Below are 23744 nucleotides of genomic sequence, written 5' to 3' on the forward strand. Positions count from 1 at the left end.
ATACATGCAGACTATTATTGTTGACTGGGATGGAGGCAAAGTAAAACTAACTTGGATGCCTCGAATGAAATTAACTAATTCATTAATTGTGACAAGTGTTCATGCCGTGTGTATGAAAGATGGGAAGGTATTATTATCCCATATTAAACATCGTGGTTTTAATTATCCAGGTGGTCACGTAGAAACTGGAGAGAATATAGAAGAAGCTATACTTCGTGAGTCCTATGAAGAGGGATATGTAAAGGGAACAATCCAATACATAGGTGCAATCGAAGTGAGTCATAAAGAAAATCCATTGTTTAATTCAAAAGGTAAATATCCCGTAATTGGTTATCAGGCATTTTTTAGAATGGATGTTCTTGAATGCTTGCCTTTTCTCCGAGAACATGAATCGTGTACTAGAATTTGGGTTGAACCATCTGAAGTACCATTTGTAATTAATGACCATGCACTTTCTAAATTAATTTTAATCGATGCAGTAGCTATAGGTTCATGTTGAACGAATCTCGATATGTTACCTTTTCAATAATTACTTAGGTAAAAGTGGGTGTATGGAAACCATGTGATTGCTCAGTAACTGGTCAGTGAGCATATCATGCATTTCAGCCAATATAGTTTGGTCCTTAATTAAAATTTGCATTTCAGTGTACTTATATTGACATTGGAATTCTCGAATATATTGAGTGATAATTGGTAAATTGTAGCTGTTCTTAATTTCAACTTCCACAAAAAAGGGCAATGTTAATTGCGGTGGTGAAAAACAACCACGGCGAATCCAAATAGCTTCATTTACATAATAACGGATTGGCAATTGGCGATCACTAGCGATAAATAAGTCCATTTAGTTCTCCTTCATAACGTAAATTCAAAATGTTTCATAACTATATTAAGTATAGCTTTTTCCGCTTAAATTGTCGTGAAGTAGCCTTGGACATTGATAGCATAGCTAGCGATCGCATGATGTTTGGTATAGTTCAGCCTGTTAAAAATAGTATCTTCATCTATAATTTCTCAGTCTTTGAAGGCTGTCATTATCCGCAATTTTTACAGCTGTCTAAGCTGTTGGTACGCTCCAATCGATTCAATGAAATGTGTTAGCGCAGGTGGTTGAAAATCATCTTGACGATAAATGAACCAAGTAGGGATTTGTGTTTGCTTTGTTGCCAGTACATGAATGGCGAGTGGTTGTGTAGCCAGATATTTTTCTGCAATCGCACGTGGCAGGAGCGTTACCCCAAGTCCGGCAGCTACACAGCCTATAATTCCATCAAGTGTTCCAAACTCCATTCTTTTCTGTGGTTGCACACCATCTTCATGTAACCAATGTTCTAAAATAGCCCGATAAGAGCAGCCGTGACGGAAAGTAATAAGTGTGCAATTTTCTATATCACGCAATTTTTCAATTCGTTTATGCACGTTTGACGAAATGATTACAAGCTCCTCATTAATAAATTCCTTTGCTAAAATATGCTCTTTATAAACAGGCCCTGTAACAAATGCACCGTCTAACTCATAATTTTCTAATCGTTTAATATTCTCCATCGATGTACTCGTTAAAATTGTTAACTCTATCTGTGCATATGACTTATGAAATTTAGTTAAAAGTGTTGGTAAATGTAGTGCAGCAGTAGTTTCCATTGAACCAATACGCAGAAATCCTTTTTGTTCTCCCGTATCATGGAGCATTTCAAAGGATTTATCATACAGATGTAACATTTTTAAGACGATTTCATAAAAGTGTTCTCCTTTAGGTGTTAAACGAGTCCCACGATGCCCACGATAAAAAAATGTTACATTATATAATTCTTCAAGATTTTGTATTTTCATTGAAATATTAGATTGTGAGTAATTGAGTTCTGCGGCTGCCTTAGAAAAACTTCCCGCTTGTACGACTGTCCGAAAAATAAATAAATCATTAAAATTCAAGATATTTCCTCCAGGTATCAATTTATTTGATATCTATTATAAATAATCCGCTCTATTTGTGATACCAAAATATTAGTTATAGTAAATGTGAGAGGGAGGGGAAATATGAAGAAGCAAACAATTCATTATTTAATAGGAGGAGTATTTGCATTCATTGTTGCAATGGGCATTAGTCGTTTTTCGTATACGGTCATTTTACCGTACATGCAGGAAGCATTTGCATTTAGTCGAGCAACTGCAGGTTTTTTAGCTACGAGCAACTATTTAGGCTATTTTGTAGGTGCAATTATTGTTGGCCGTCTACAAATACAAGAGAAACGGATTCCCTTCTTACAACTAGCATTAGTTATGAGTATTATAACAACTGGTTTAATGGGGTGCACTGATGCAATTTTTGTTTGGTATGTGCTTCGGTTTATTTCTGGTGTAATGAGTGCCTTTATTTTTGTCGTTGCTGCAAGTCTAGTGCTTGATCAATTAGCTAATAGCAAGAAATCACACTTATCAGGTATTTTTTATAGCGGTGTTGGAATAGGGATTGCCTTAAGTGCTTTAATTGTATCACCAATACATGCTTTATTTAACTGGTATGGTACTTGGATTGCCTTAGCCTTATTCAGTAGTATCTTGCTAATCTTCATTGTAGCTTTTATAAAGCCAATTATACCTAACACACAACAGGAACCTAGTGAAGCTACTGTAATACGAACATCCATACCGACAAGTTGGATAAAATGGCTAGTACTTGCCTATAGTCTAGAAGGACTCGGCTATATTATTACTGGAACTTTCATTGTATCCATTGCAAAAGAATCAACAAGCTTTCAGGGCGATGCAGTCTTTGTGTGGTTTGTCGTTGGGATTGCAGCAATTCCATCTTGCTTTATTTGGTCAAAACTCGCACAACGTTGGGGTTATGTAAAAACATTATTCATAGCTATGTTGTTGCAGACATTTGGCATTGTCCTACCAGCATTTACAACAAATACTGTTACACTTTATACAAGTGCTTTTGTGTTCGGTGCTACATTTATGGGGATTACAACAGTAGCAACTACTTTAGCAAAGCAAATTGTCCCTATGAATAGTCATAAAATATTAGGTTTTTTAACAGCAGGCTATGCGCTAGGGCAATTGCTTGGACCTTCACTCGCAGGAACATTGGCCAACTATACAGACAGTTATCAATATGCGTTAATCAGTGCATCAGCTGTTGTATTAGTAGGTGCGTTATGCCTAACAAAAGGTATAAAATATGAAAAAGTAATAGCGAACTCACTTTAATGCAATTAATAAAAAGAAGTAAGCAAGTAAAACACTTGCTTACTTCTAGTATTAGTGAATATCTCGTTTTTTGAAATTCCCACCGCGAACTTCTGAAACATCAGAAATAACGACAAAAGCACTGCTATCAATATCTTTAATAATTGTCACAAGCTTATTTTCTTCCATACGGTTAATGACACAGTTTAAAATTTCGGTTGGTTCGTTTGAAAAGCCGCCGCGCCCTTGTGTATAAGTTACACCACGACCTAGACGAGCTTGAATGGCATCACCAATCTCCTCAGATTTGGCACTGACAACGCGGACATCTTTTGATTTTTCTAAACCAACTTGAATAATATCAATAACGTTTTTCGCAATATAGTACGTTAAGGCTGAATATAATGCACTTTCTAATCCGAAAATAAAGCTTGCACCTAAGAAGATAAAGGCATTAATAAATAATATAATATCTCCGACTGAAAACGGAATTTTTCGTGATAATAGTACGGCTAACACTTCAGAGCCATCTAATGCACCACCGTTACGTAAGACAATACCTATTCCAATTCCGAGTAACATACCACCTGATAAGACAATTAATAAAGGATCTTCTGGACCTAAAATTGTTTTAACATCATGTAAAAGAACTGTGGAAATCGATAAAGCAGCTATCCCTGTACTACTCATTAATGCAAATGTTTTTCCTACTTGTTTGTAGCCAATATAAATAAATGGGATATTAAGTACAAAGAGTAGCAACCCTAACGGAATGCCGAATAAGTGGGCACCCATAATACTAATACCTGTTACGCCGCCATCAATAACATTGTTCGGTATTAATACCGCTTCCAGTCCATATGCTGCGATGATTGCGCCTATAATAATCATGATAAATTTTCTTATATTTTCAACTGACTTGCCTTTTTTCATAAATCTTCTCCATTTCTTTACAATTTAAATCCAGTTATCTTGCCTATAAATTGTTACTTAAGATTTTGGAATAATATTTAATGCAATTGTTTTTGTTTCAGTCTTATTGCTTGAATCGGACATATTATAGTATCTCGTTAATAAATCATTTAAATCATTTTGAAAGTTGTTAAACTGTTCCTTTGTTAAAGATAAGTCAAGTAATGAAAAAGTAGCTGTATCCTCGACGCAATCTTCTTCAAATAAGTTTAAATAATTTTGATATTGAGACAGTAATGCTAGTTGATAGTAGGAAATATAGTTGAGTTTTTGCTTTTTCGTTAGCTTGGACCACTCCTCCGCATCTATTTTTGCTGCTCCCTCATTTAAAGCATAAAATTTTTCCGTAACAGAACGTACTTTGCGTTCTTTTACAATTTGAATAATGTTTTCATCCATTAATATTTGAATATGGCGATATAAAGTAGCTTGCGGTACATCTTTAATTAAAGAAATCATCTCTAACGTACTTAAACCTTCTTCTGTATTATGCATCAGTGCCTGTAAAATTTTCATTCTTACAGGATGCATTAAAACCTCCGCTTTATTAAGCATAATCGAGCCCCCTATCTGAAGAAAAGAGATGGTATCAATGGAAAAAATCAAATGTTATCAATGTGAGAACATTATCAAAAAATATAATATATTTTTAAACAGATGTACAGTAAAAAGCTAATGAAATTATTATATGAATATGATAATATTATTCGTTTGTTAAGTAAAAAGGCGATTTAGATGAAATCAATATTTTTCACTACGAAGAATTATGTAAGGTGAATTGCTGTTGATTTCCGTGAGGGGATTTACTGTGCAGGCAACTTTAGACAGTAACGTAGCCTACACTCAAATAAACAGAATAAAAGGCATCAAGTTAAACTTCTCGATGCCTTGTGCCGAAAAACATATAATCAGTTTTGATTTTATTCTCGAAATTAAATTAAAAATAACGCAACAATGGTTGTGACAAGAAGTCCTATCGCTACAGGCAATAAATTACGCCGTGCAAGCTCAAATGGACTGACGTTACAAATAGCAGCTGCGGGAATGAGCGCCCATGGTATAAGTGTACTGCCACCAATAAAAGACATATTATTTAGCTGCAACAATTATAATTTCTCTTGCTTGTTTACTGCTCGTATAATCATCCTTTGTATCAACGATAATTTGCTCAAAGATGGTGGTCATTAATTGTTTACGTTCGTTATCATCGGCATTCAACCATAGTGTATCAATATTGCGGATAACAGTCTGGATTTCTATATGTTGACGCTGATCCTGCTGCTGTAATTTTTTTAGCTTTTCTTGAATCTCTTTTTCTTTGTTACGAAGCTTTTCACTTTCATGAATTAACTCATCAATCCCGATAACATCATGCTCAAACATTGTCTTCTTCTTGTGAGAAAGTTTTTGAACAATGGATAATTCTTGTTGTAATGCGGTGAGTTGTGCCATAGGAAATGTGGCGTCTCCTTCATTACTTTGAAAATGTCCACCTACTAAGTCATCCCATTTTGCTAAGAGGGTTTGCACTAAATTGCTTTCTAAAATCATATGACTGGTACAAGCTTTTCCAGCTTTCTTTCCGGAACATCGATACGTTTTTTTCTTACCGGCTTTGTGCCCCGACATCGCATGCCCACAACGTGCACATTTTAATAGCGAGGAAAAATAGTAATTGCTCGATTCTCGTTTCCCTCCTAAGATTTTGCGCTTTTCTAACAAATCTTGTAGCTCCCAAAATTCATCGCGATCTATAATGCGTTTATGATTGCCTTCAAATAGTACCCGTTCACGAGGAGGCTTTTTTATGTCTTTCGGATTAGAGCTAAACATTAAATAACCAGCGTACGTCGGATTATTGGCAATATCTCGCACACTATCGACATGCCATTGTCCGCCTTTTCGAGTGGGGATTCCTTTATTCGTTAATTGACGGGCAAGGGAGTAAAACCCTAATGATCTTGCTAACTTAAATATATCCTTCACAATTTGAGCCTCTGCTTCATCGATAACTAATTCACCATCTACTACTTGGTAGCCGAGGGGGGGCGTGCCACCTTTCCAATGACCTAATTTCACTTTCTTCTCCATTCCAAAACGCACACGTTCTGCTGTATTTTCTCGCTCCCACTGCGCAATTGCAGCAACAAGTGTAATAAATAAACGTCCCATTGCATTTGTCGTATCGTAAACTTCTGTAGCGGATTTAAATTTACATTCGTATTGCTCTAATTCAGCTAAAATTGTATGAAGATCAGGGACAGAGCGAGTTAAGCGATCAAGCTTATATACAAGAAGGACATCAATACCGCCTTGCTGAATGCGCTCAATCATAGCCTGAAAATGTGGCCTATTTAAATCTTTAGCAGAATACCCATCATCGATGTAGGGCTCCTCAACAATTTCCCATCCTTGTGAAACACAATAAGCTTCCAATTTTTCAATTTGCGCAGCAATTGAAAACCCATGTTTAGCCTGTTCTTCCGTGCTGACTCGAACATAGATGACGCATTTCATAAGTATTTCACTCCTTCTAAGCTTCCTTTCTTTTATATATTTTGCTAGCTATAGAAATAATACTTTTATATGTATATGGATGTTTGGATTTGGATTAAAAATTTTTATCATTTCAAGTAGCGGATATAAATTTTGATGACAGAAAGAGCCTGTTATATGTTCAGGCTCTAGCCTTTAGTCAATTAAACAACAGTCGTATGGTAATGGCACCAGCTTCAGCAAGCATGAAAAAAGGTTGGATTATTGCATTTGTTAAATTGGGTAATGGGTGTAGTGAGGGAAGCGTAAGCAATGCGCACAAATTATATATGTTTTAAAAAATGAAATGGATTAGACGCTTAATTTCTCCAAATATTTTCGTATGTTTGTGCTTCTAGCTGGAGTGCTTGAAGAATTTTCGGGTCTGTTTGAGTAGCTACATGTAATTTAGCTGTTTTAACGTTTAACACAGCATATACAATATTTGATGGGGTAGGGTCATTACATTGTGCTTCTAACATTAAAGTGAGAATTGGTTGAATGTTCCGTTCATTAATTTTTTCAGTGTTCCCTTTAAAAAACAATTTTATTAAGTGAGGTATGCCATCAATAATTAAACCTAATTCGGGAGACGAACGAACAACTAAACCATTAGTAGATGTCCACATTGATTTAGGTGGATCAAACCATTCAATTTCCTTTTTACGAGTAAATTTTTTAAATGCCTTTATTGCTTGGGTATAGGAATTAATTTTTCTCTCATGAACTTCAGTCAGCAACGAATCTAAATTTTCTAGAGATTGATTTTTCTCATAGCATAATTTAATTCGTTCTCTTAATTGTTTCCAATGATCTTTTACTGGATGATAATCCCCTTGATTTTTAATTTCAGTAATTTTATTCATCTTTGCTAACATTGTTTGCCTAACTGTGAAATCAATAAATTGTGTCAAACCGACAGACAATTTCTCCTTTTCCACTGTCGTTATTTTCAATCACTCCCTTTCTAAAATCATTTTAACAGAAAGTGAATCGAATGGAGATAGTACATTGGATTTAGTTGGTATTCAATATTGTCTGGCAGTAACTACATCGGGGAAATTGTATGTTGAGGAGAAACTGCCCTGAAATGATTAAGAAAGAAGGAGCGCTTGCCAAGTATCTAATTTGAAATTTGTCTTAACGAAAGTGACAAGCCTATTCGACATATTCTGATAAAAAGGAGTGTGGGGAATGAAGGCTGTAAAAATGACAGAAGAAAAGGTACGAAAGTTGTTGCCAATCATTGAAAGTATTCTGTCACGGGAATATGGCAGACAGGTAACGCTAAAAGACTTAACAGTGGGTGGCATTACGGTTTATAAAGACGATTGCGCGAAATAGCGCAGTCTAATAAGATTTGGTACAAGCTTTAAGTCAGGTGAAATAATCAAACTAACATGTGAGACAACATGGAATATAAAGCACTGGAAAATGATGTTCTACAATACGAAATAGAAAAAATACATATTAATAAAAAAACTACATCCAAATTAGATGTAGTTTCAGTAGTTATTATATTTTTACTTCATTTAAATAGAAATCATACAATTGATCGATGGAACCATTTGATAACAAAGGAATAGCCTTTTCAATTTTCTCTCGTTTCCAATCAAACCAACGCATTTCTAATAATTTATTTATTTCTAAATCTGAAAAACGTTTTCGTATTTCTTTAGCTGGATTTCCTCCGACAATCGTATAAGGCGGAACATCTTTTAATACAACAGATCCTGCAGCAATAATCGCACCCTCACCGATAGTAACCCCAGGCATTATCATTGCGTTCATTCCAATCCAGGCATCACTTTTAATAACCGTATCTCCTTTTGGCTCATAAGAACGTTCTATTTGTTCCGTAAAAGGATACACTGTTATCCATTCTGAATGGTGATTATGATTACCACCCATTAAAATGATGACACCACTTGCAATACAAACGTAGTTTCCGATAATCAGTTTATCTAAATGCCAACCAAAATCATTAATAGGATTAAATAACTCACGAGATTTATTGTCACCCCAAAGGTATCTGACACATCCGTCCTCAAAATTTTGATTTCCATAATAACCCGAGTAGTATGAATAGTCTCCAACTTCAATGAGCGGATTTGTCACTAAATCTTTAATATATTTAATTTCTGACCAATGATTATATTTTTGATTGTTCATTATGCGTACCTCGCTTCTAAGTAATTAGTTTTAATTTATCTACCTAGAAGCTTAATCGCACAGCGACGTTTTTAAGTTTTCTTAAACGACGGATCATCGTCCTCAACCTCTCACATTTAATGAGGAAATAGTAACTTAAAATAATTATTGTGTCAATGAAAGGTATAGGTTAATACTATTTCTTCTGTAGTCTTCTACAAATAGTACAACGTGAAATAGCGTTTAGAAAATTGACGAGAAGGGTAGATGGATGAAAATATTTTGTGAAAAAAGCGTTAATTTTGTTATTTTTTTGATATTCTGCATTGCTATTATAAAATACTACAATATTAGTATATATAGAGATTAACATAAAGCTGTGAAGGAGGAGAATAATGAAAAAATTAATTATGGTGTTGTTAGCTGCATTAGTAGTAGCAGTAATTCATCCGACAATAACAGAAGCAAAAGTAATGCATGATGGAGCAGAAGTTGTCAAAGGTCAAACAGGGAAAATGACTTTTACAAAGGATATCAAGGTATATAAGAAAAATCCAAACGGCACATTTGATTCGTTAGTAATAAAGCGAAATAACTTCTTTAGAACATATGATATTGAAAAATATGATGGTAAAACTTTTTATCAGATGGGGCAATATCGGGTACAAGCAACAGATTTAGTAGTGTTCAAAGAAGTCCCATTAAAAATTCGTGCTTCCTTCTATCAAAATCCATCGTATATTAATATAAATCGTGAGAATGGAAATTATGGAAGGTACTTCAGAAAAGAGGACTCCTTGTCTATTTATTTTAAGGATACCCCAAATGGACAAATAGTGGAATATTGCGATGACATTAATGATGGGACTTACGATTCTTGTAGACGTTATCTTGGTACAGATCTTAAAATTGCTGACACGATACTAGGAGAAGAAAAGCGTTATGAGCTAATAGAAAATACAATAGGAAAACGCGATCCATTAAAAGAATCGCAACCAGAGGTCATGTATGAAAAGGGAAGCATTTTTGTCACAGGTGGGTTAATTATTAACGGGTATGTATTAGTCTTTGTAACGGAAAAAGACTATTATGTTTGGCTACCTGATAATGTATTAAAGTTAGTCGGAGATAAATAAAGCTTTCTTTTAAATAACTTAAGGAGTTGCTTTAAAAAGTTTATGTTAGAAAATAAAATTTTTAATCCGATTATAAAAAATAAATAAACCCAAATGTCTTTAAAGTTATATTCGTGGTTATGTCACTATCGGTTATGCTCATTAATAAATTGCCGAAGAAGACTAAAATAAGTCCAATTAATCCAGTAATATATCTCAATGATTCATCTCCTTATTACAAAAAGCCACTCGGGTGAGTGACTTGTATTGTGTCTTACACAGTTACATGCGGTTGTGCTTATTCTAAATTATCAATAGCATATTGAGCTTCTTCTTTGGTGAATTTTTCTCCGTATTCAGATATTAATTGATCGTAAATAGCCGAATTTGACATATTCATCATATCTGCGTACGATTTTGCTTTTTTCAATGCATTTTCTTTCCAATCAAATACAATATTATTTATAGCGTATTGAGCAGCATCCGCCGGGAAATTCTCCCCATATTCCGATGTTAATTGATCGTAAATCCCTGCCTTTGACATATGCATCGTTTTAGCATATTGCTCTGCTTTTTTTAACGCCGACTTATGCTCACGTGGGACACTTGCCTCTTTTGCCTTAGCTTCTGCTTTAGCTTTGGCCTCTGCTTTAGCTTTAGCTTCTGCATCTGCCTTAGCTTTAGCCTCTGCATCTGCTTTAGCTTGTGCTTCTGCTTTCTCTTTAGCTTTTTGTTCTGCTAACGCTTTTTCTTCTACTTCCTTCGCCTCACGGGCAGCTTTTTCTTCTGGCGTTTCTTCCACTTTCGCTACAGTTTCTACTTGTTTTTGTGTATCTTCTTTTTCTGTTATTTCTACTGGATCTGCTGTCATGCCAAAACCAATAAAGGATACAATCATTACTGCTACTGATATTCCAGTAAACTTAATTTGCTTTTTAGCTTTTGAAACATCCTTTTTAATAAATTGAACAATAGCCATAATTGCAAAAACTATAACAGCTAAAAAACTTAACATTGCTACAATTAATAATAAATTATCCATGAATATATCCACGCTCCTTATTAACTATTTTATTGGTAAAATTGGAAAAAGTATATATAAAAATAAACGATTTTATATTATTAAAGCCTATTATTGATATTGGTTTTAAAATATTTGCTAAAGAATGGGTAACGAAAAGTTGTGGAAAAACGAGTTAATTTTGTTATATTTTTGACGTTATTGTATTCTATTGATAAAATAATACGATATTAGTAGGCAAAGAAATGAGCTACAAAAATGAGTAGGAGGAGCATAATGAAAAAATTATTTATTGTGTTATTAGCAGCATTTGTATTTGTAATCGTGAATCCAACAAAATCAGAGGCTATTAGGTTTGATGGAGCCGAGGTGCATAAAGACCAAACGGGGAAAATGACTTTTACAAAAGATATTAAGATATATAAGAAAAATGAAGATGGTACATTTGATTCGTTAGTGGTGAAGCGTAATAATTATTTTAAAACGTATGAAATTGAAAAATATGATGGCAAAACATTTTATCAAATGGGGCCATATCGTGTACAAGCAACAAATCTAGTAGTTTTTAAAGAGATACCGATGAAAATTCGCGCATCTTTCTATGCAAATGTAACGTATATCAATATCAATCGTAATAGCGGAGAATACGGCAAGCTCTTTACGGAATGGCGTGATACATCCATCACAGATATGAATGGTGATCAAATGTTGAGATATTGTAAGGACACTGGAAATGGCTTGAAGTGCGAAAAGCATTATCCTGGTTCAGATATGAAAGTTCTTGATACAAAATTTAAAAAAGCCGGTGTTCGTTATGAAGTAACGGAAGAATCTGAAGCGAAAACCTATCCATTAGAAGGTTCCAAAACGGAAAAAGCGATGCCAAAAGGCAGCATAGTTTATTCAGTAAGTGATTCCATTAATGCATTTCTATGTGTAAAAGAAGACCTGGAAGCTAATGACGACCAATGTACTTGGCTTCCTATCGGTATATTAAAACCGATTTATTAACGTGCTAAAATAGTAGAAAATAGATGCTTATATAGTTTAAAGCCCAGGGACTTGGAATTTGAGCCTGGGCTTTATTGTTGAATCCGTTGGGTTGTGATAATAAAGGTTACATAAAGGGAAATTGTCAATTTCATATATAAATCATGTGCTGCATAATATTTTAGTTATACGTAAACAATACGTATAAATTCATTGATTCTTTTCTTTTTGATACGTATAATATACGTATAGCGGAAAGGGGTTAAAAAATGAAAAAGAGAGAGTTAGAGAAACGCTTCACGGCTAAAGGGTGGAAATTCTTAACCCATGGCGGTAAACATGATATTTGGGTATCACCAACAGGCAAAAAAAGAACAAATCCCAAGGCATAGAGAAGTTAATGAAGATTTAGCAAAAGGGCTAATCAGAAAGCACAAACTGTAAAAGGGGTGGCTTTCAAGCCCATTAAATATAGATACGAAAGAAGGTAGAAAATGAAAAATGTTGTAGTATATCCTGTGGTTATTTCCCCCCTATCAGCAGACGGCTTTCACTTAGTGACAATTCCTGATATTGAAGGGATTACACAAGGGGAAACTATCGCTGGAGCAATTGAATATGCAAGGGATTATATAGGTAATGCCATAGCTTTCGCCGATGAACCAATAAATAAACCGTATACTGTTTCTTTTACTCCAAAAGAAGAAGATATTGTAACACTTGTAGATGTTGATATAGAGGCACATAAGAAAGCTTTAGATTTAACACCAGTTAAAAAAACTTTAACTATTCCTAGCTATTTAAATGATTTAGGTATGAAACAAGGTATAAACTTTTCCCAAACTTTAACGGATGCTTTAAAAGATAAATTAGTATAATAAATATACAAAGTAACATAATAAATTAACTAATAATTTAACCTCTCTCTTTTTATTTTCGGCTTGATAATTTCAAGCCGTTTTTTTATTTTATTCGAACTCTTTGCGTTTTGCCTTAAATTGACGCCTTGTATAAGAAGCCTCATTATCATATGTCTTCCATTGGTGAGGGTGTACCGCCACCCACCCAAATACCAGTGATTTGTCCGAGTGCGGTAAGGGTTGCTGTACCTCCGCCAATAGCATTGCCGAATAAACTACCTACAGAACCAGCTAACGAAATGCCAGAGAAGCCAGAGCCATCTAAACCTGTAATGGCACCTACAACTGCAAGGGTAATGACTGCAATTTCCTTCGTTAATGGTACAACAGCGGCTAAGCCGACGCCTAGATCATTCACAATGCCATGTGAAGCGGCAGGGAGAAAGTCACCGATAATTTTGGTAAATCCTGAGTCACCAAGATAAAAGAAGGCTGCTATTGGGATAACGGGTCCAAATACTCTAAATCCAAATTGGAATCCTTGAATTAAATAACTTGTCGATTTCTCAAATCCTTGTTTTTTGTGTGCCACAAGACAGAGCACTAATAAAATAAAGACAGCTGTTCCACCAATAAGGGCAGTGGCATCACCGCCTTGTAATTTCAATACAGACATGGCGATAACATCGAGTAAAAAAGTGATTGGAATAAGGATGGCAAAAAATCGTTTTTGTCCGGATGTTAATAAATGTTCATCTTTCACTAGCTCTATACCATCTGTTGTTTCGTGTGCTGTCTTAAAATGAAGTGTCCCACGTTTCATATCACGTTTTAATAAGTAAAAAGCCACAATTGTTGTAACAAGCCCCATCGTAATTACGAGTGGAATGCTGGCTGATATAACGTCTCCAACTGGAATACCCGCAGCATCAGCAGTTAGCTTCGGAGCCCCTTGAATAACAAAATCACTAGAAAGTGCAATTCCGTGACCAAATAAATTCATTGCCATTGCTACACCTAACGCTGGTAATCCTGCACGAATGGCTACAGGTAAAAGCACAGCACCTAATAGTGCAACAGCAGGAGATGGCCAGAAAAACCAAGAAATAATCATCATTAAAATACCAATCGTCCAATAGGCAAGTGTCGGTGTTTTAATAATTTTTGTAAATGGTGCAACCATGACCTCATTAATACCTGATGTCATTAATACACGACTCATCGCAACAATAATGGAAATAATTAGAATGGTAGATAACAGCTCGGTAATAGCGTAAATAAAGCTGTTAAAAACACCACTTATAGAAGAAGTGAGATCACCAGTAGCGACAATCGCAAGTAGGAATATGCCCAAAATGCAAATGAGGGTAGTATCCCGACGTTTAACCATAAAGCCAATGATTAAGACAATAAAAACAACATAAATCCAATGGAGAGCAGTAAGTTCAATCCCCATATAGTTCCCCCTCAAAATTCGTCCTGATGCTCTAGGATATGAAGGGAATAAAAGTTGGTGATGAATTTGAAAAATTTTGATTGAAGTAGAATAGCATCAGAATCGATAAAAAAAGAATTAATTACCATTTTTAAATCGTAAATATTTCAAGAATTTAAGTAAAATATTAAAGTTGAAAACTACATTATTAATGTTTTAATATAGGTGAAACTAAAAATAGGGGGAATACTATGATAAAAATTGTAAAGTTATTGTTTACGTCTTTTTTATGTATAAGCATTTCCTTATCATTAATCACCTGTGTTTCTGCCAGTGAAGATGGAAAAATTGAAAAGTTTATTACTCCATATCAGGAGGTAATGGATAAACTGACTGATGAATTTGGAGTAGAATTTTATATTAATCCTGAAAAGATGGACCAGTTTTATAACAATGTAAGAGATATGAGTCCAGAGGAATTAGAAAATATATTAAGAGAACAGTATAAAAAGTTTTTAGAAGATTCTTATAAGGATGTGAACTCAAATAGCAACTATCTAATTTCGACATTATCTATAAGTGAAGATATTACACAACAAGTAGCCTTACGTTATAATTCTTCAATGTACTTGAACTCCAAAATTTTTAGTGCAACAGGTAATCCAGGCACCTATATATACCAAAGTATAAATTCATATGGTACAACTTGGCCATCTGATTATACAGACTATCATTGGAAAGTTGATTATGCTTCACATAAATTAAGCAGTGATTCAAAAAGTTGTACAGTCTATCTAAGAGGTCATCCTGAAAATGCTTACGGAGTTGCACTTGCACTTTCTTTAACTGCATCACATACTTTTTATGCAAATTGATTGAAGCATTTAGTTAAAACAAATCTATTATTTAATTTTAAGTTGTGAATTTTGACAGATAAAATAAGGGAGAGGAAACGAATGAGGAAAGGTATAAATATAACACTGATTTGTCTAATGGTTTCTGTTTTTTGTTCAACTTCTCATTATCGTGCTGAGTCAACATATGACAACGATCCTGACCTATTACTCATACCTTACAAAAAAATATTAGAAAACTTAAGTAATGAATATGGGGTAAGAATGTATATTCCAGAAAAAAACAAAGATAAATTTTTAAATAGCGTCCAAGATATGACACTACAAGAATTTGAAAAACGATTAAGACAACAATACAAAGCAGCAGAAAAGTATATAAATCAATTTACTGGAGAAAGCGTTGAATTCTATCCTCAACCAATTCCTAACGCAAATCAAGATGTATTAGCAATTCCGTTAAATTAATACTAAGAGAAACAGTTAAGTCAAAATTGTCTTTAAAATAGACTAACTGAGGAATGAATTAAAAAAGTAGAAACGTTGAATTAGACATAGGGCAGAGAGGCAATTTTATGTACAGCTATTCAAACACCCCATACAGGGAGAGCACAACACGGACGATGAAAAAGTTGTATCTGAATTAGATGAAGCATAAGAAAAGTCGATAAAAAGGTTGTGCTAATACCTTTTTATCGACCGTTTTTAATTTAATATATTTTTTACGTAGTCAATACAGCTACTAGTTGGACGCTTTAAAGCTATTTTCTTTCAAAGTTAAGAAAGATTATTGTTTTCTTTAATGCCGCAACAATGGAAAGTGCCCTATTAGAAAGAAAATCAAATCATTAGTAAGAAATCAATAAATAGGTGGAACACCACTTGTTCACAAAGTATTAAAAAAATTCATACTTTTCTCTTTGGTTATATCATTTTATACTACCTTTTATAAAATAATTTATTTTTATTTGAAAGGATGTGTGCTCATGTGAATTAATATATGAAATCAACTATGAGGTAAATGAGTGAGAAATTTATTTAGTCTTTTATTGTACAGCCTGCATTTTAATTACTGAAGCATTTGAAAATTCACAGTATTTTTCTTCAGAAGGCAAGAAAAAAATCATAAATTTTTGTGAAAAAAAGGAGGTATATATAATGATTAGTAAGAGAGTAATTAACTATACATTATTGTTATCTTTTCTTTTGTTTTTCTGCTTCGCTTCACTAATTTCAGCAGACGAAAGTTGCACAAAGTATTATTACGGAAACAAAGGAGATACATATGCAACAGTTCAAACAACTAAATATCCCAATACTAATGAGCGCTCTATAGCATGGGGATTAGTCATAAATGAAGAAGCTAGAATAAAATATGGTCCAAAGGTAAGAGTAACCTTAAATAGATCAAGGGTTAATTTCTACGCTATAAATCCTCCATATAAAACACCTATTCAAGCTCCAGACTATAATTTTCATGGCCATTTAAAAAACTATCAGTTTATAGGTCAACCAGGTGGTGGAATTCTTAAAAAAGGTGATAGGATTCTATTAGAATTTGGAATTGTCTCAATGAACACAAAAGCTTCCGATAAACTTGTGATTTCGTGTACACTGGACTAAATCTTTAAGATAAGGGTGGGGAAAATGACAATTAAGTGGAATGTTGAAGAAGTTATTTTTGATACGATGTACGAGGCTGATACGTGGGCTGATTCAATAGCAAATGAGATTTATGGGAGAATTTATAATGGATATGATACACCAGATTATAAAATAGCATATTCTTTAGCATTTAGATTGGCAGAAATAAAAGAGTTTAGAGTTCATACAGAAATCTGGGAAAGTAGATACAAAGTATGGGTAACTATACCGTAAATACCTAAAATGACTACAGGTTCTATTGTTCTAGGTGTTATAATAAATCAAAAAACATAATCTTTTTATATTTTTTCTTTCCTATAATTGCATTGACCTTATATTTTGAATTTTTAAGTATTTGGAAGAAACAGAATGAGTAGATTCCGATTTTAAACTTCTTATCAACGATTGTTTTAATAGTTGCTATATATTTAAATAGAAAATAGCTAATTAAAATATAAACGGTTGCCAGTGGAAAAATGCATTGGCTATCGTTTTATTTCATCATGCGCCTCTAATCATATCGAAATTAAAAACTTTATCTTCCGAGTCACTGAGATCTAGTTTCTTTTATTTATGCAAATCATAGCCTTTTAGTAATTTATCTACATGATTTTTTTTGCCTCGTATTCCGACTCCAACAAGATTTAGTTCATTCGTCTTGAATTTTGCGACCATTGCACGATTATCCTCGTCATTATATGTATTAAACAATTCTTCAGTGTAAATTGTAATAACGACATCTTTTGTTAGAGCCTTTTGTAAAAGCTCATTCAAACGTTCACCACTAGAAGAATGGATCATAACTGGTTGCTGTGACATAGGTAAATATTGAGCAGTATCCTTATCTAAATAGGGTTGTCCAATAATGTTTTGAGTTCCCGCAATTCCACTCATTAGGAATGCTGTTACGTTCAATTTTTGCCACATTTCAAGGTCATCTTTTAAAACAATTTTAATTTTTGTATTTAATTCCATGAACTCAACACCTTTCTTTTTTATGCTGAAAATTATCTCCCACCTAATGCATCGAGTAATTAAAACCGGAGATATCCGAAATACTTAATAGGAAAGATAATACGTTCAATTTACATATGAAAAATACTCAAACGCTGTCGTTCCATAAACACCTTTAAAATGTTTATTTAGATGGGTTAAATCAACAAAACCACATTCAGCGACAACTGAATAAATATCTCTATTTTTTTCTATTAGCTGCTTTGCACGTTCTATCTTACAGTTAAGAAAATATTGGTATGGTGAAATGCCAGTGTGAGCCTTGAAAGATCGAATAAACTTAAATTTCGATAATTCAAGTTCTCTACAAATTTCATCAAGTTTAGGTATTTTTTCTGAGTCGGTATGAAGCATATCCTTTGCTTTATTTATTAAAGTGTCATCTTTCTTCCATTCTGTAGAAAAATCAGTCTCAACAAGGTTATCTGTGAGAGATAATAGTAATTCACTACACAATGCCTCATCTTTATCGTTTAATATTGCATTAGCAAGACTTACTATTCTATATTGAAGTCTATAATCATAAACAATAGGGTTTGAAAAACGAACGAAATCTTTTTTCTCAATAACCTCTAAAAGCAATTCCGGCTCAATATATAGCATTATATAATCAAGACCTGTTTTGTCATGTGCCATTCCATCATGAACCTGTTCAGGATTAAAAATCATAATGCCGTTTTGATAGGACAATTGTAAACTGCCCTCTAAGTTATAGTGTTGAATACCACGTAATGTAACACCGATTGCATACTCTTTGTGAGAGTGCTTTTTATATGAAAAGTCAGTCATACTTGCTGATAAAGCGGTAATACCTGCCGATTTTTTATAGATAAATTTATCCATGTAATTCACCTCTCAAATAGCTTAGCTATATCCATATCATGATTGCAGCATAAAGTAAAAATAATGCCATCAATAAATTCACTATTTTCTTATGCTTCTGTAAAAACTCCTTAAAGATTGTGCCGAAAAGTACCCATGTAATAAATGCTAAAAATCCAATAACAGTTACAGTGAGAACACCTACTGTAACAGCAGGTATTGAAACATAATAGGGCATAATGTAGGTAGGAATGACAGTCATTGTAAATAGCACTACTTTAGGATTTAAAAACTGCGTAAGGAACCCTGACATAAAGGTACCCGTTTTGTTTACATTAGTTTTTGATGAATCCATTTTATAAACTTGATAAGCAAGATACAACATATAAAAGCTTCCAATGATCTGCATAACAATTAAAATTTTTGGAATAATCGTTGCCAATATCGTATTTAACATTGCAGAAATAGCAAGTAAGAAACCGAATGCAATCGTTGCTCCATAAGTATATTCCATTGCTTTTTTTGTCCCAGAATTATGCACAGTAGATAATATAACAATATTAGTTGGCCCTGGTGTAAATGTAACAATGAAACAGTAAAAGACAAAAGATGTAATGTTCAAGAGGACCACTCCTTTCAAGATATCCTCATATAATCATATATACTAAAATACATATAGTACGTTATTGCGCTTTTATTCTTTAATACAGCACTACAATTTTAAGTATTAATGGAATATGTCAAAATAGCTTGCGAAGGCTCTCCTACAAAAAAATGGAGTAAATATATGGAGTAACAGTGATTATTCGAATGCATGAAAGTATTAGTACCTACATAATTCTACTGAAGATTTAAGGTAATGATTGAGGGCATAATAGAAATAAATTTAAACTAGTTAAAGTGACAGTTTAATGACACAAAAATATATCTAACCAAATATTTTAACTTTCTTGACAAGAATAATGAGAAATATATAATAAAATTATAATGAGAATCATTATCAATTAGAGGGAGTTGTATACTTTTAAACATTTATGAAATTAACCATAGATGTTTTCTTTTGTTCTTAATTGAGAATGGTAATCATTTAGGGGTAGTACTAGTAAAAGCTTTAAAAGGAGGTAGAAACGCTCAAGATAGGTTTAACTAATCAAAAATTCTGGATTCCTAGTGATTGAAAATAATTTTAATATTCAGGAGGGCAGAGTAGGTATGAAGAAATTTATACAATATGTAGCAATGGTATTGCTCATTTTTGGTGCAGTATTACCTTACCTTGGCATGGAAGTAAAGGCGAAAGAGAATACCGAAGCTAGTTGCACAATTGACTACTCAGCAAATTTTAATGTTTTAAAAGCTAATCCGCAAGATAATTCAGTAACGGAAGAAGATTCAGTAATGGTTAAGAGTGGCTATGTAAAGAAAGAGGCTACTATTAAAAAACAAGATGGTCGCTATACGGTAGATATTACGGTGCCAAAAGCGTTTACAACATGGTACAGAGGTTTTAAAGTTGAGTCGGGTGGTGAGTTAAAAGAAGCTATTAAAAGGCAAAAAGATAAAGAAGAAAACGAAGTATATACATTCGCAATCGACCAATATAATAACCCCATCCGAGCTTGGGTTGACATATACGTTAAATTGGAAAAACCTATACCTTTCACATATGACAATAGGTACACTGTTTACCTAGTACTTTCAAATGTTACGGAGAGCAAACGGGTTTGTGAAGAAACACCACAACCTAAGCAAAAAGAACAGTCTCAGCAAACAGGCCAAACTGAGCAAAAAGAACAGTCTCAGCAAACAAAACAAACTGAGGTAAAAGAACAGTCTCAGCAAACAAAACAAACTGAGGTAAAAGAACAGTCTCAGCAAACAAAACAAACTGAGGTAAAAGAACAGTCTCAGCAAACAAAACAAACTGAGCAAAAAGACCAATCTCAGGAAACAAAACAACCTAAGCAAAAAGAACAGTCTCAGCAAACAGGCCAAACTGAGCAAAAAGAACAGTCTCAGCAAACAAAACAAACTGAGGTAAAAGAACAGTCTCAGCAAACAGGCCAAACTGAGCAAAAAGAACAATCTCAGCAAACAGGCCAAACTGAGCAAAAAGAACAATCTCAACAAACAAAACAACCTGAGCAAAAAGAACAGTCTCAGCAAACAAAACAACCTGAGGTAAAAGAACAGTCTCAGGAAACAAAACAAACTGAGCAAAAAGACCAATCTCAGGAAACAAAACAACCTGAGCAAAAAGAACAGTCTCAGCAAAATGGCCAAACTGAGCAAAAAGAACAGTCTCAGCAAACAAAACAACCTGAGCAAAAAGAACAATCTCAGCAAACAGACCAAACTGAGCAAAAAGAACAGTCTCAGCAAACAGACCAAACTGAGCAAAAAGAACAATCTCAGGAAACAAAACAACCTGAGCAAAAAGAACAGTCTCAGCAAACAAAACAACCTGAGCAAAAAGAACAGTCTCAGCAAACAAAACAACCTGAGCAAAAAGAACAATCTCAGCAAACAGGCCAAACTGAGGAAAAAGAACAATCTCAGCAAACAGATCAAACTGAGGTAAAAGAACAGTCTCAACAAACAAAACAACCTGAGCAAAAAGAACAATCTCAGCAAACAGGACAAACTGAGCAAAAAGAACAATCTCAGCAAACAGGCCAAACTGAGCAAAAAGAACAATCTCAGCAAACAGGCCAAACTGAGCAAAAAGAACAATCTCAGCAAACAGATCAAACTGAGGTAAAAGAACAGTCTCAACAAACAGAGCAAACGAAGGGTGGTTCAGAAGGAAATACCAACAGCAGCGAATCAGGTTCTGGGGAGAACGATAATAATTCAACTACCGATGGCAATTCCAACTCTAACACTGGAAACTCTGAACAACCGATTAGTAACGAGACAACTATAAAAGGGGATACAGGGAATTTTACTCAAGAAGGACAAGTTCGATTTGAAATTCCACAAAATGCAAAACAGATCACAACATTTATAGAAAAAGCAAGTACCGTATTTCAAGATAACAAATATAAAGTGACGCTTGCTTTAAATACTGGAAATAACTTGCGAGAATTTGTTGTGAAACAAAATGGTAAAGAAATTGCAAAATGGTCCAATCCAAAAGTAGCTTCATTAGTATTTTTTGCAAATACAAAATCTTCTACACTTTCATTTGAAATAGAAACATTAGAGAACCTTGTTTTTGAAGCAGTAACGAATAATAAAACGATCTCAGCAAGCGTAATAGCTACTAAGATTGATGAAGTATCACTTCCAAAAGTTAATGATAATGCAAATGTTCCGAATGCAGGAGCATTCCCTAGTGGCAGTGCAATGCAATCAACTAATGGGCTGTATACAGTGGACTATACATTCATCAAGGGGTCAGGTTCGGGTACTTCAATGATGGACCAGTATGTTATTAAACCAGCGTATGTCGTGAGAAATGGTTCTTCATACCAAGTTCAATTAACATTAAAAAATAGTTCTTGGATTACTGACTTTACAGTGAATGGCGTAACACCTACTACAATTACTGATACAAATGATATCCGAATAGTTCAATTTGCATTACCAAGCATATCTGGGCGTTATAATGCATGGGTAAAAGTAGATATTGAGGATTTGAACTATCATCATGACTATCATATCTATTTAGAATTTCATGAATCTTCACTTTCGAAAATAAGTGATAGTACAACCTTCCCAATTACAAGTGGCCCAATTATTCCAATTCCTCAGATGAAAAAAGATTTACCTAAAGATGAAACAAAGCTAGACCAAACGGTAGGTAACTTTATTCAAGAGGGCGCAGTGAAATTTGAGATTCAACAGAATGCAAAAGAACTAATAGCATTCTTACAAAAAGCAAACACTGTATTTGAAGATAACAAATTTAAAGTGACGCTTACATTGAATACAGGTAACAATTTGCAACAATTTATTGTGAAACAGAATGGTAAAAAAGTTGCAAAATGGTCAAATAAAGCAGCATCATTAGTCCCTATAGCAAATGAAAAAACGGCTACACTTTCATTTGAAATGGAGACACTTGATAACCTTGTATTTGAAGCGGTAACTGCTAATAAGACAATTACCTCAAATGTAGCTGCAACGAATACAATAACAAATGAAAAGATTACTCGCCAGCCAATCACATATAAAATGGAAGCTGATCCAAATGGTAAAATACCTGATTTTATTACGAACTACCTAGCACCTTACTTCACGAAAGCAGAATTAGTGACGATTGATGATAAACGTTATATCGAAATGACGCTAATCGGTAAGGCGTATGGCTTCGAAACACTTGCTTATATTGATGCAGATGGTAAGCAACAAGATATCGAGATAATTAGTTCTACAGGTGAAAAATTGGATCAAGTACGCGTAGTTCGTTTACCATTAGTGCAAGATCAAAATGGCGTAACGAAAATATTTGTCGATTCAGGAAGCTTAGGCTATGGGGCGTACACATTATTCTTTACGTTTAATGTCCCTGCTTTAGAGGGAGAAGCAACGATCGTAGAAGAAGATACAAATATTGTAAATGATGCTATTGTTGAAAATCCATTTACAGATATCGACAATGTATTCAGTAAGGATGAAATTTTAGCTTTATATGCAGCTGGCATTACAACTGGTACATCAGCAACAACATTTAGTCCAAATAGAAACATCACGCGTGCGCAATTTGCAGTGATGATAGCTCGTGCTTTAAATATTTCATCCAATAAAGCAACTGCGTTTACGGATGTGAAAGGCAAATGGTATGAAAAAGAGGTACAAGCACTTGTAGAGATTGGTATTGTAAAAGGTGTCAATGCCACAACATTTAATCCAAATGCAAATATTACACGTCAGCAAGCAGCAGCAATTATATTGCGTATGCTTGAATACAAAGGCTATAAAGTAACAGTTGATAAAAATGCTTTAACGTACAAAGATGCTAATAAAGTATTTGACTACGCGAAGCAAGCAGTATCCGAATTACAAGCATTAGACATTATGACAGGGTCTAATGGCTATTTAAACCCACAAAGTAATTTAACACGTGCACAAATGGCGAAAATATTAAAACGTTCACTAGAGTTAGTAAATTTAATTTAAACGCTTAATAATTTAAAGTTA

Annotated in this window: 25 protein-coding genes; 12 read left to right on the forward strand and 13 right to left on the reverse strand. The window is 34.0% G+C overall.

The window, feature by feature from the left end; all coding sequences use genetic code 11:
* Window positions 1-4: 4 nt before the first annotated feature.
* The gene (locus ACIQXW_RS02675; RefSeq protein WP_402759730.1) at window positions 5-499 is read left to right on the forward strand and encodes an NUDIX domain-containing protein; all 495 of its coding nucleotides are present in this window, start codon (window positions 5-7) and stop codon (window positions 497-499) included.
* A gap of 30 nt (window positions 500-529) precedes the next feature.
* Here ACIQXW_RS02675 and ACIQXW_RS02680 read toward each other — a convergent pair whose 3' ends face one another.
* The gene (locus ACIQXW_RS02680; RefSeq protein WP_402759732.1) at window positions 530-841 is read right to left on the reverse strand and encodes a hypothetical protein; all 312 of its coding nucleotides are present in this window, start codon (window positions 839-841) and stop codon (window positions 530-532) included.
* Between the two features lie 203 nt (window positions 842-1044).
* A complete protein-coding gene (locus ACIQXW_RS02685; protein ID WP_402759734.1) occupies window positions 1045-1926 on the reverse strand; it encodes a LysR family transcriptional regulator in 882 nt (293 codons plus the stop codon).
* 105 nt (window positions 1927-2031) lie between these two features.
* Here ACIQXW_RS02685 and ACIQXW_RS02690 point away from each other — a divergent pair, with 105 nt between their 5' ends.
* Window positions 2032-3210 carry a YbfB/YjiJ family MFS transporter gene (locus ACIQXW_RS02690; protein ID WP_402759736.1) on the forward strand — a complete coding sequence of 393 codons (1179 nt, stop codon included), beginning with the start codon at window positions 2032-2034 and terminating at the stop codon, window positions 3208-3210.
* A 51-nt stretch (window positions 3211-3261) separates the two neighbouring features.
* On the opposite strand, the gene ACIQXW_RS02695 is transcribed toward ACIQXW_RS02690, so the two are convergent.
* From ACIQXW_RS02695 to ACIQXW_RS02715, 5 genes are all read right to left on the reverse strand, one after another.
* Window positions 3262-4122 (reverse strand): YitT family protein, encoded by an 861-nt coding sequence (locus ACIQXW_RS02695; RefSeq protein ID WP_402759738.1) that lies wholly within the window; start codon window positions 4120-4122, stop codon window positions 3262-3264.
* Window positions 4123-4179: 57 nt separating this feature from the next.
* Entirely contained in the window at window positions 4180-4716 is a 537-nt protein-coding gene (locus tag ACIQXW_RS02700; protein WP_340825417.1) for a helix-turn-helix domain-containing protein, read from the reverse strand.
* 377 nt (window positions 4717-5093) lie between these two features.
* Window positions 5094-5267, reverse strand: coding sequence for a hypothetical protein (locus ACIQXW_RS02705; RefSeq protein ID WP_340826544.1), 174 nt, complete (start codon window positions 5265-5267; stop codon window positions 5094-5096).
* Window positions 5251-6678: a recombinase family protein gene (locus ACIQXW_RS02710; RefSeq protein ID WP_402759739.1), complete on the reverse strand. Its 1428-nt coding sequence runs from the start codon at window positions 6676-6678 to the stop codon at window positions 5251-5253. Before ACIQXW_RS02710 ends, ACIQXW_RS02705 begins: the two co-directional genes overlap by 17 nt.
* A 338-nt stretch (window positions 6679-7016) precedes the next feature.
* Window positions 7017-7652, reverse strand: a complete 636-nt coding sequence (locus ACIQXW_RS02715) for a hypothetical protein (protein WP_402759741.1) — start codon at window positions 7650-7652, stop codon at window positions 7017-7019.
* Between the two features lie 238 nt (window positions 7653-7890).
* Here ACIQXW_RS02715 and ACIQXW_RS02720 point away from each other — a divergent pair, with 238 nt between their 5' ends.
* Window positions 7891-8040: a hypothetical protein gene (locus ACIQXW_RS02720; RefSeq protein ID WP_173478347.1), complete on the forward strand. Its 150-nt coding sequence runs from the start codon at window positions 7891-7893 to the stop codon at window positions 8038-8040.
* Window positions 8041-8211: 171 nt separating this feature from the next.
* Here ACIQXW_RS02720 and ACIQXW_RS02725 read toward each other — a convergent pair whose 3' ends face one another.
* Complete coding sequence (locus ACIQXW_RS02725; protein ID WP_402759743.1) at window positions 8212-8868, reverse strand: CatB-related O-acetyltransferase; 657 nt, start codon at window positions 8866-8868, stop codon at window positions 8212-8214.
* 374 nt (window positions 8869-9242) lie between these two features.
* Here ACIQXW_RS02725 and ACIQXW_RS02730 point away from each other — a divergent pair, with 374 nt between their 5' ends.
* Window positions 9243-9983, forward strand: a complete 741-nt coding sequence (locus ACIQXW_RS02730) for a hypothetical protein (protein WP_402759745.1) — start codon at window positions 9243-9245, stop codon at window positions 9981-9983.
* 277 nt (window positions 9984-10260) lie between these two features.
* On the opposite strand, the gene ACIQXW_RS02735 is transcribed toward ACIQXW_RS02730, so the two are convergent.
* Window positions 10261-10764: an Ltp family lipoprotein gene (locus ACIQXW_RS02735; protein WP_483869804.1), complete on the reverse strand. Its 504-nt coding sequence runs from the start codon at window positions 10762-10764 to the stop codon at window positions 10261-10263.
* Window positions 10765-11259: 495 nt separating this feature from the next.
* On the opposite strand from ACIQXW_RS02735, the gene ACIQXW_RS02740 reads away from it, so the two are divergent.
* The 3 genes from ACIQXW_RS02740 (at window position 11260) to ACIQXW_RS02750 (ending at window position 12851) form a co-directional block, all read left to right on the forward strand.
* Window positions 11260-11994, forward strand: a complete 735-nt coding sequence (locus ACIQXW_RS02740; protein WP_402759749.1) for a hypothetical protein — start codon at window positions 11260-11262, stop codon at window positions 11992-11994.
* A 248-nt stretch (window positions 11995-12242) separates the two neighbouring features.
* Complete coding sequence (locus ACIQXW_RS02745; RefSeq protein ID WP_402759751.1) at window positions 12243-12365, forward strand: type II toxin-antitoxin system HicA family toxin; 123 nt, start codon at window positions 12243-12245, stop codon at window positions 12363-12365.
* A 102-nt stretch (window positions 12366-12467) separates the two neighbouring features.
* Window positions 12468-12851 (forward strand): type II toxin-antitoxin system HicB family antitoxin, encoded by a 384-nt coding sequence (locus tag ACIQXW_RS02750; RefSeq protein ID WP_402759753.1) that lies wholly within the window; start codon window positions 12468-12470, stop codon window positions 12849-12851.
* Between the two features lie 148 nt (window positions 12852-12999).
* Here ACIQXW_RS02750 and ACIQXW_RS02755 read toward each other — a convergent pair whose 3' ends face one another.
* The gene (locus tag ACIQXW_RS02755; RefSeq protein WP_402759755.1) at window positions 13000-14289 is read right to left on the reverse strand and encodes a hypothetical protein; all 1290 of its coding nucleotides are present in this window, start codon (window positions 14287-14289) and stop codon (window positions 13000-13002) included.
* 230 nt (window positions 14290-14519) lie between these two features.
* Here ACIQXW_RS02755 and ACIQXW_RS02760 point away from each other — a divergent pair, with 230 nt between their 5' ends.
* The 4 genes from ACIQXW_RS02760 (at window position 14520) to ACIQXW_RS02775 (ending at window position 16997) form a co-directional block, all read left to right on the forward strand.
* Window positions 14520-15143 carry a hypothetical protein gene (locus ACIQXW_RS02760; protein WP_402759757.1) on the forward strand — a complete coding sequence of 208 codons (624 nt, stop codon included), beginning with the start codon at window positions 14520-14522 and terminating at the stop codon, window positions 15141-15143.
* 81 nt (window positions 15144-15224) lie between these two features.
* The gene (locus tag ACIQXW_RS02765; protein ID WP_402759758.1) at window positions 15225-15587 is read left to right on the forward strand and encodes a hypothetical protein; all 363 of its coding nucleotides are present in this window, start codon (window positions 15225-15227) and stop codon (window positions 15585-15587) included.
* A 690-nt stretch (window positions 15588-16277) separates the two neighbouring features.
* The gene (locus ACIQXW_RS02770; protein WP_402759760.1) at window positions 16278-16742 is read left to right on the forward strand and encodes a hypothetical protein; all 465 of its coding nucleotides are present in this window, start codon (window positions 16278-16280) and stop codon (window positions 16740-16742) included.
* Window positions 16743-16766: 24 nt separating this feature from the next.
* Complete coding sequence (locus ACIQXW_RS02775; protein ID WP_340825392.1) at window positions 16767-16997, forward strand: hypothetical protein; 231 nt, start codon at window positions 16767-16769, stop codon at window positions 16995-16997.
* Window positions 16998-17330: 333 nt separating this feature from the next.
* Here the strand turns inward: ACIQXW_RS02775 and ACIQXW_RS02780 are convergent, their stop codons facing one another.
* The 3 genes from ACIQXW_RS02780 to ACIQXW_RS02790 all read right to left on the reverse strand — a co-directional run bounded on the left by ACIQXW_RS02780 (window position 17331) and on the right by ACIQXW_RS02790 (window position 19221).
* Window positions 17331-17738: a DUF2000 family protein gene (locus ACIQXW_RS02780; RefSeq protein ID WP_402759762.1), complete on the reverse strand. Its 408-nt coding sequence runs from the start codon at window positions 17736-17738 to the stop codon at window positions 17331-17333.
* Window positions 17739-17843: 105 nt separating this feature from the next.
* Window positions 17844-18620, reverse strand: a complete 777-nt coding sequence (locus ACIQXW_RS02785) for an AraC family transcriptional regulator (protein ID WP_340825389.1) — start codon at window positions 18618-18620, stop codon at window positions 17844-17846.
* Window positions 18621-18645: 25 nt separating this feature from the next.
* Window positions 18646-19221 carry a LysE family translocator gene (locus ACIQXW_RS02790; RefSeq protein ID WP_340825388.1) on the reverse strand — a complete coding sequence of 192 codons (576 nt, stop codon included), beginning with the start codon at window positions 19219-19221 and terminating at the stop codon, window positions 18646-18648.
* A 590-nt stretch (window positions 19222-19811) separates the two neighbouring features.
* Here ACIQXW_RS02790 and ACIQXW_RS02795 point away from each other — a divergent pair.
* Entirely contained in the window at window positions 19812-23723 is a 3912-nt protein-coding gene (locus ACIQXW_RS02795) for an NEAT domain-containing protein (protein ID WP_402759765.1), read from the forward strand.
* Window positions 23724-23744 lie beyond the last annotated feature (21 nt).

The organism is Lysinibacillus sp. NPDC097162 (genome assembly GCF_044762185.1).
Classification (GTDB): Bacteria; Bacillota; Bacilli; order Bacillales_A; family Planococcaceae; genus Lysinibacillus.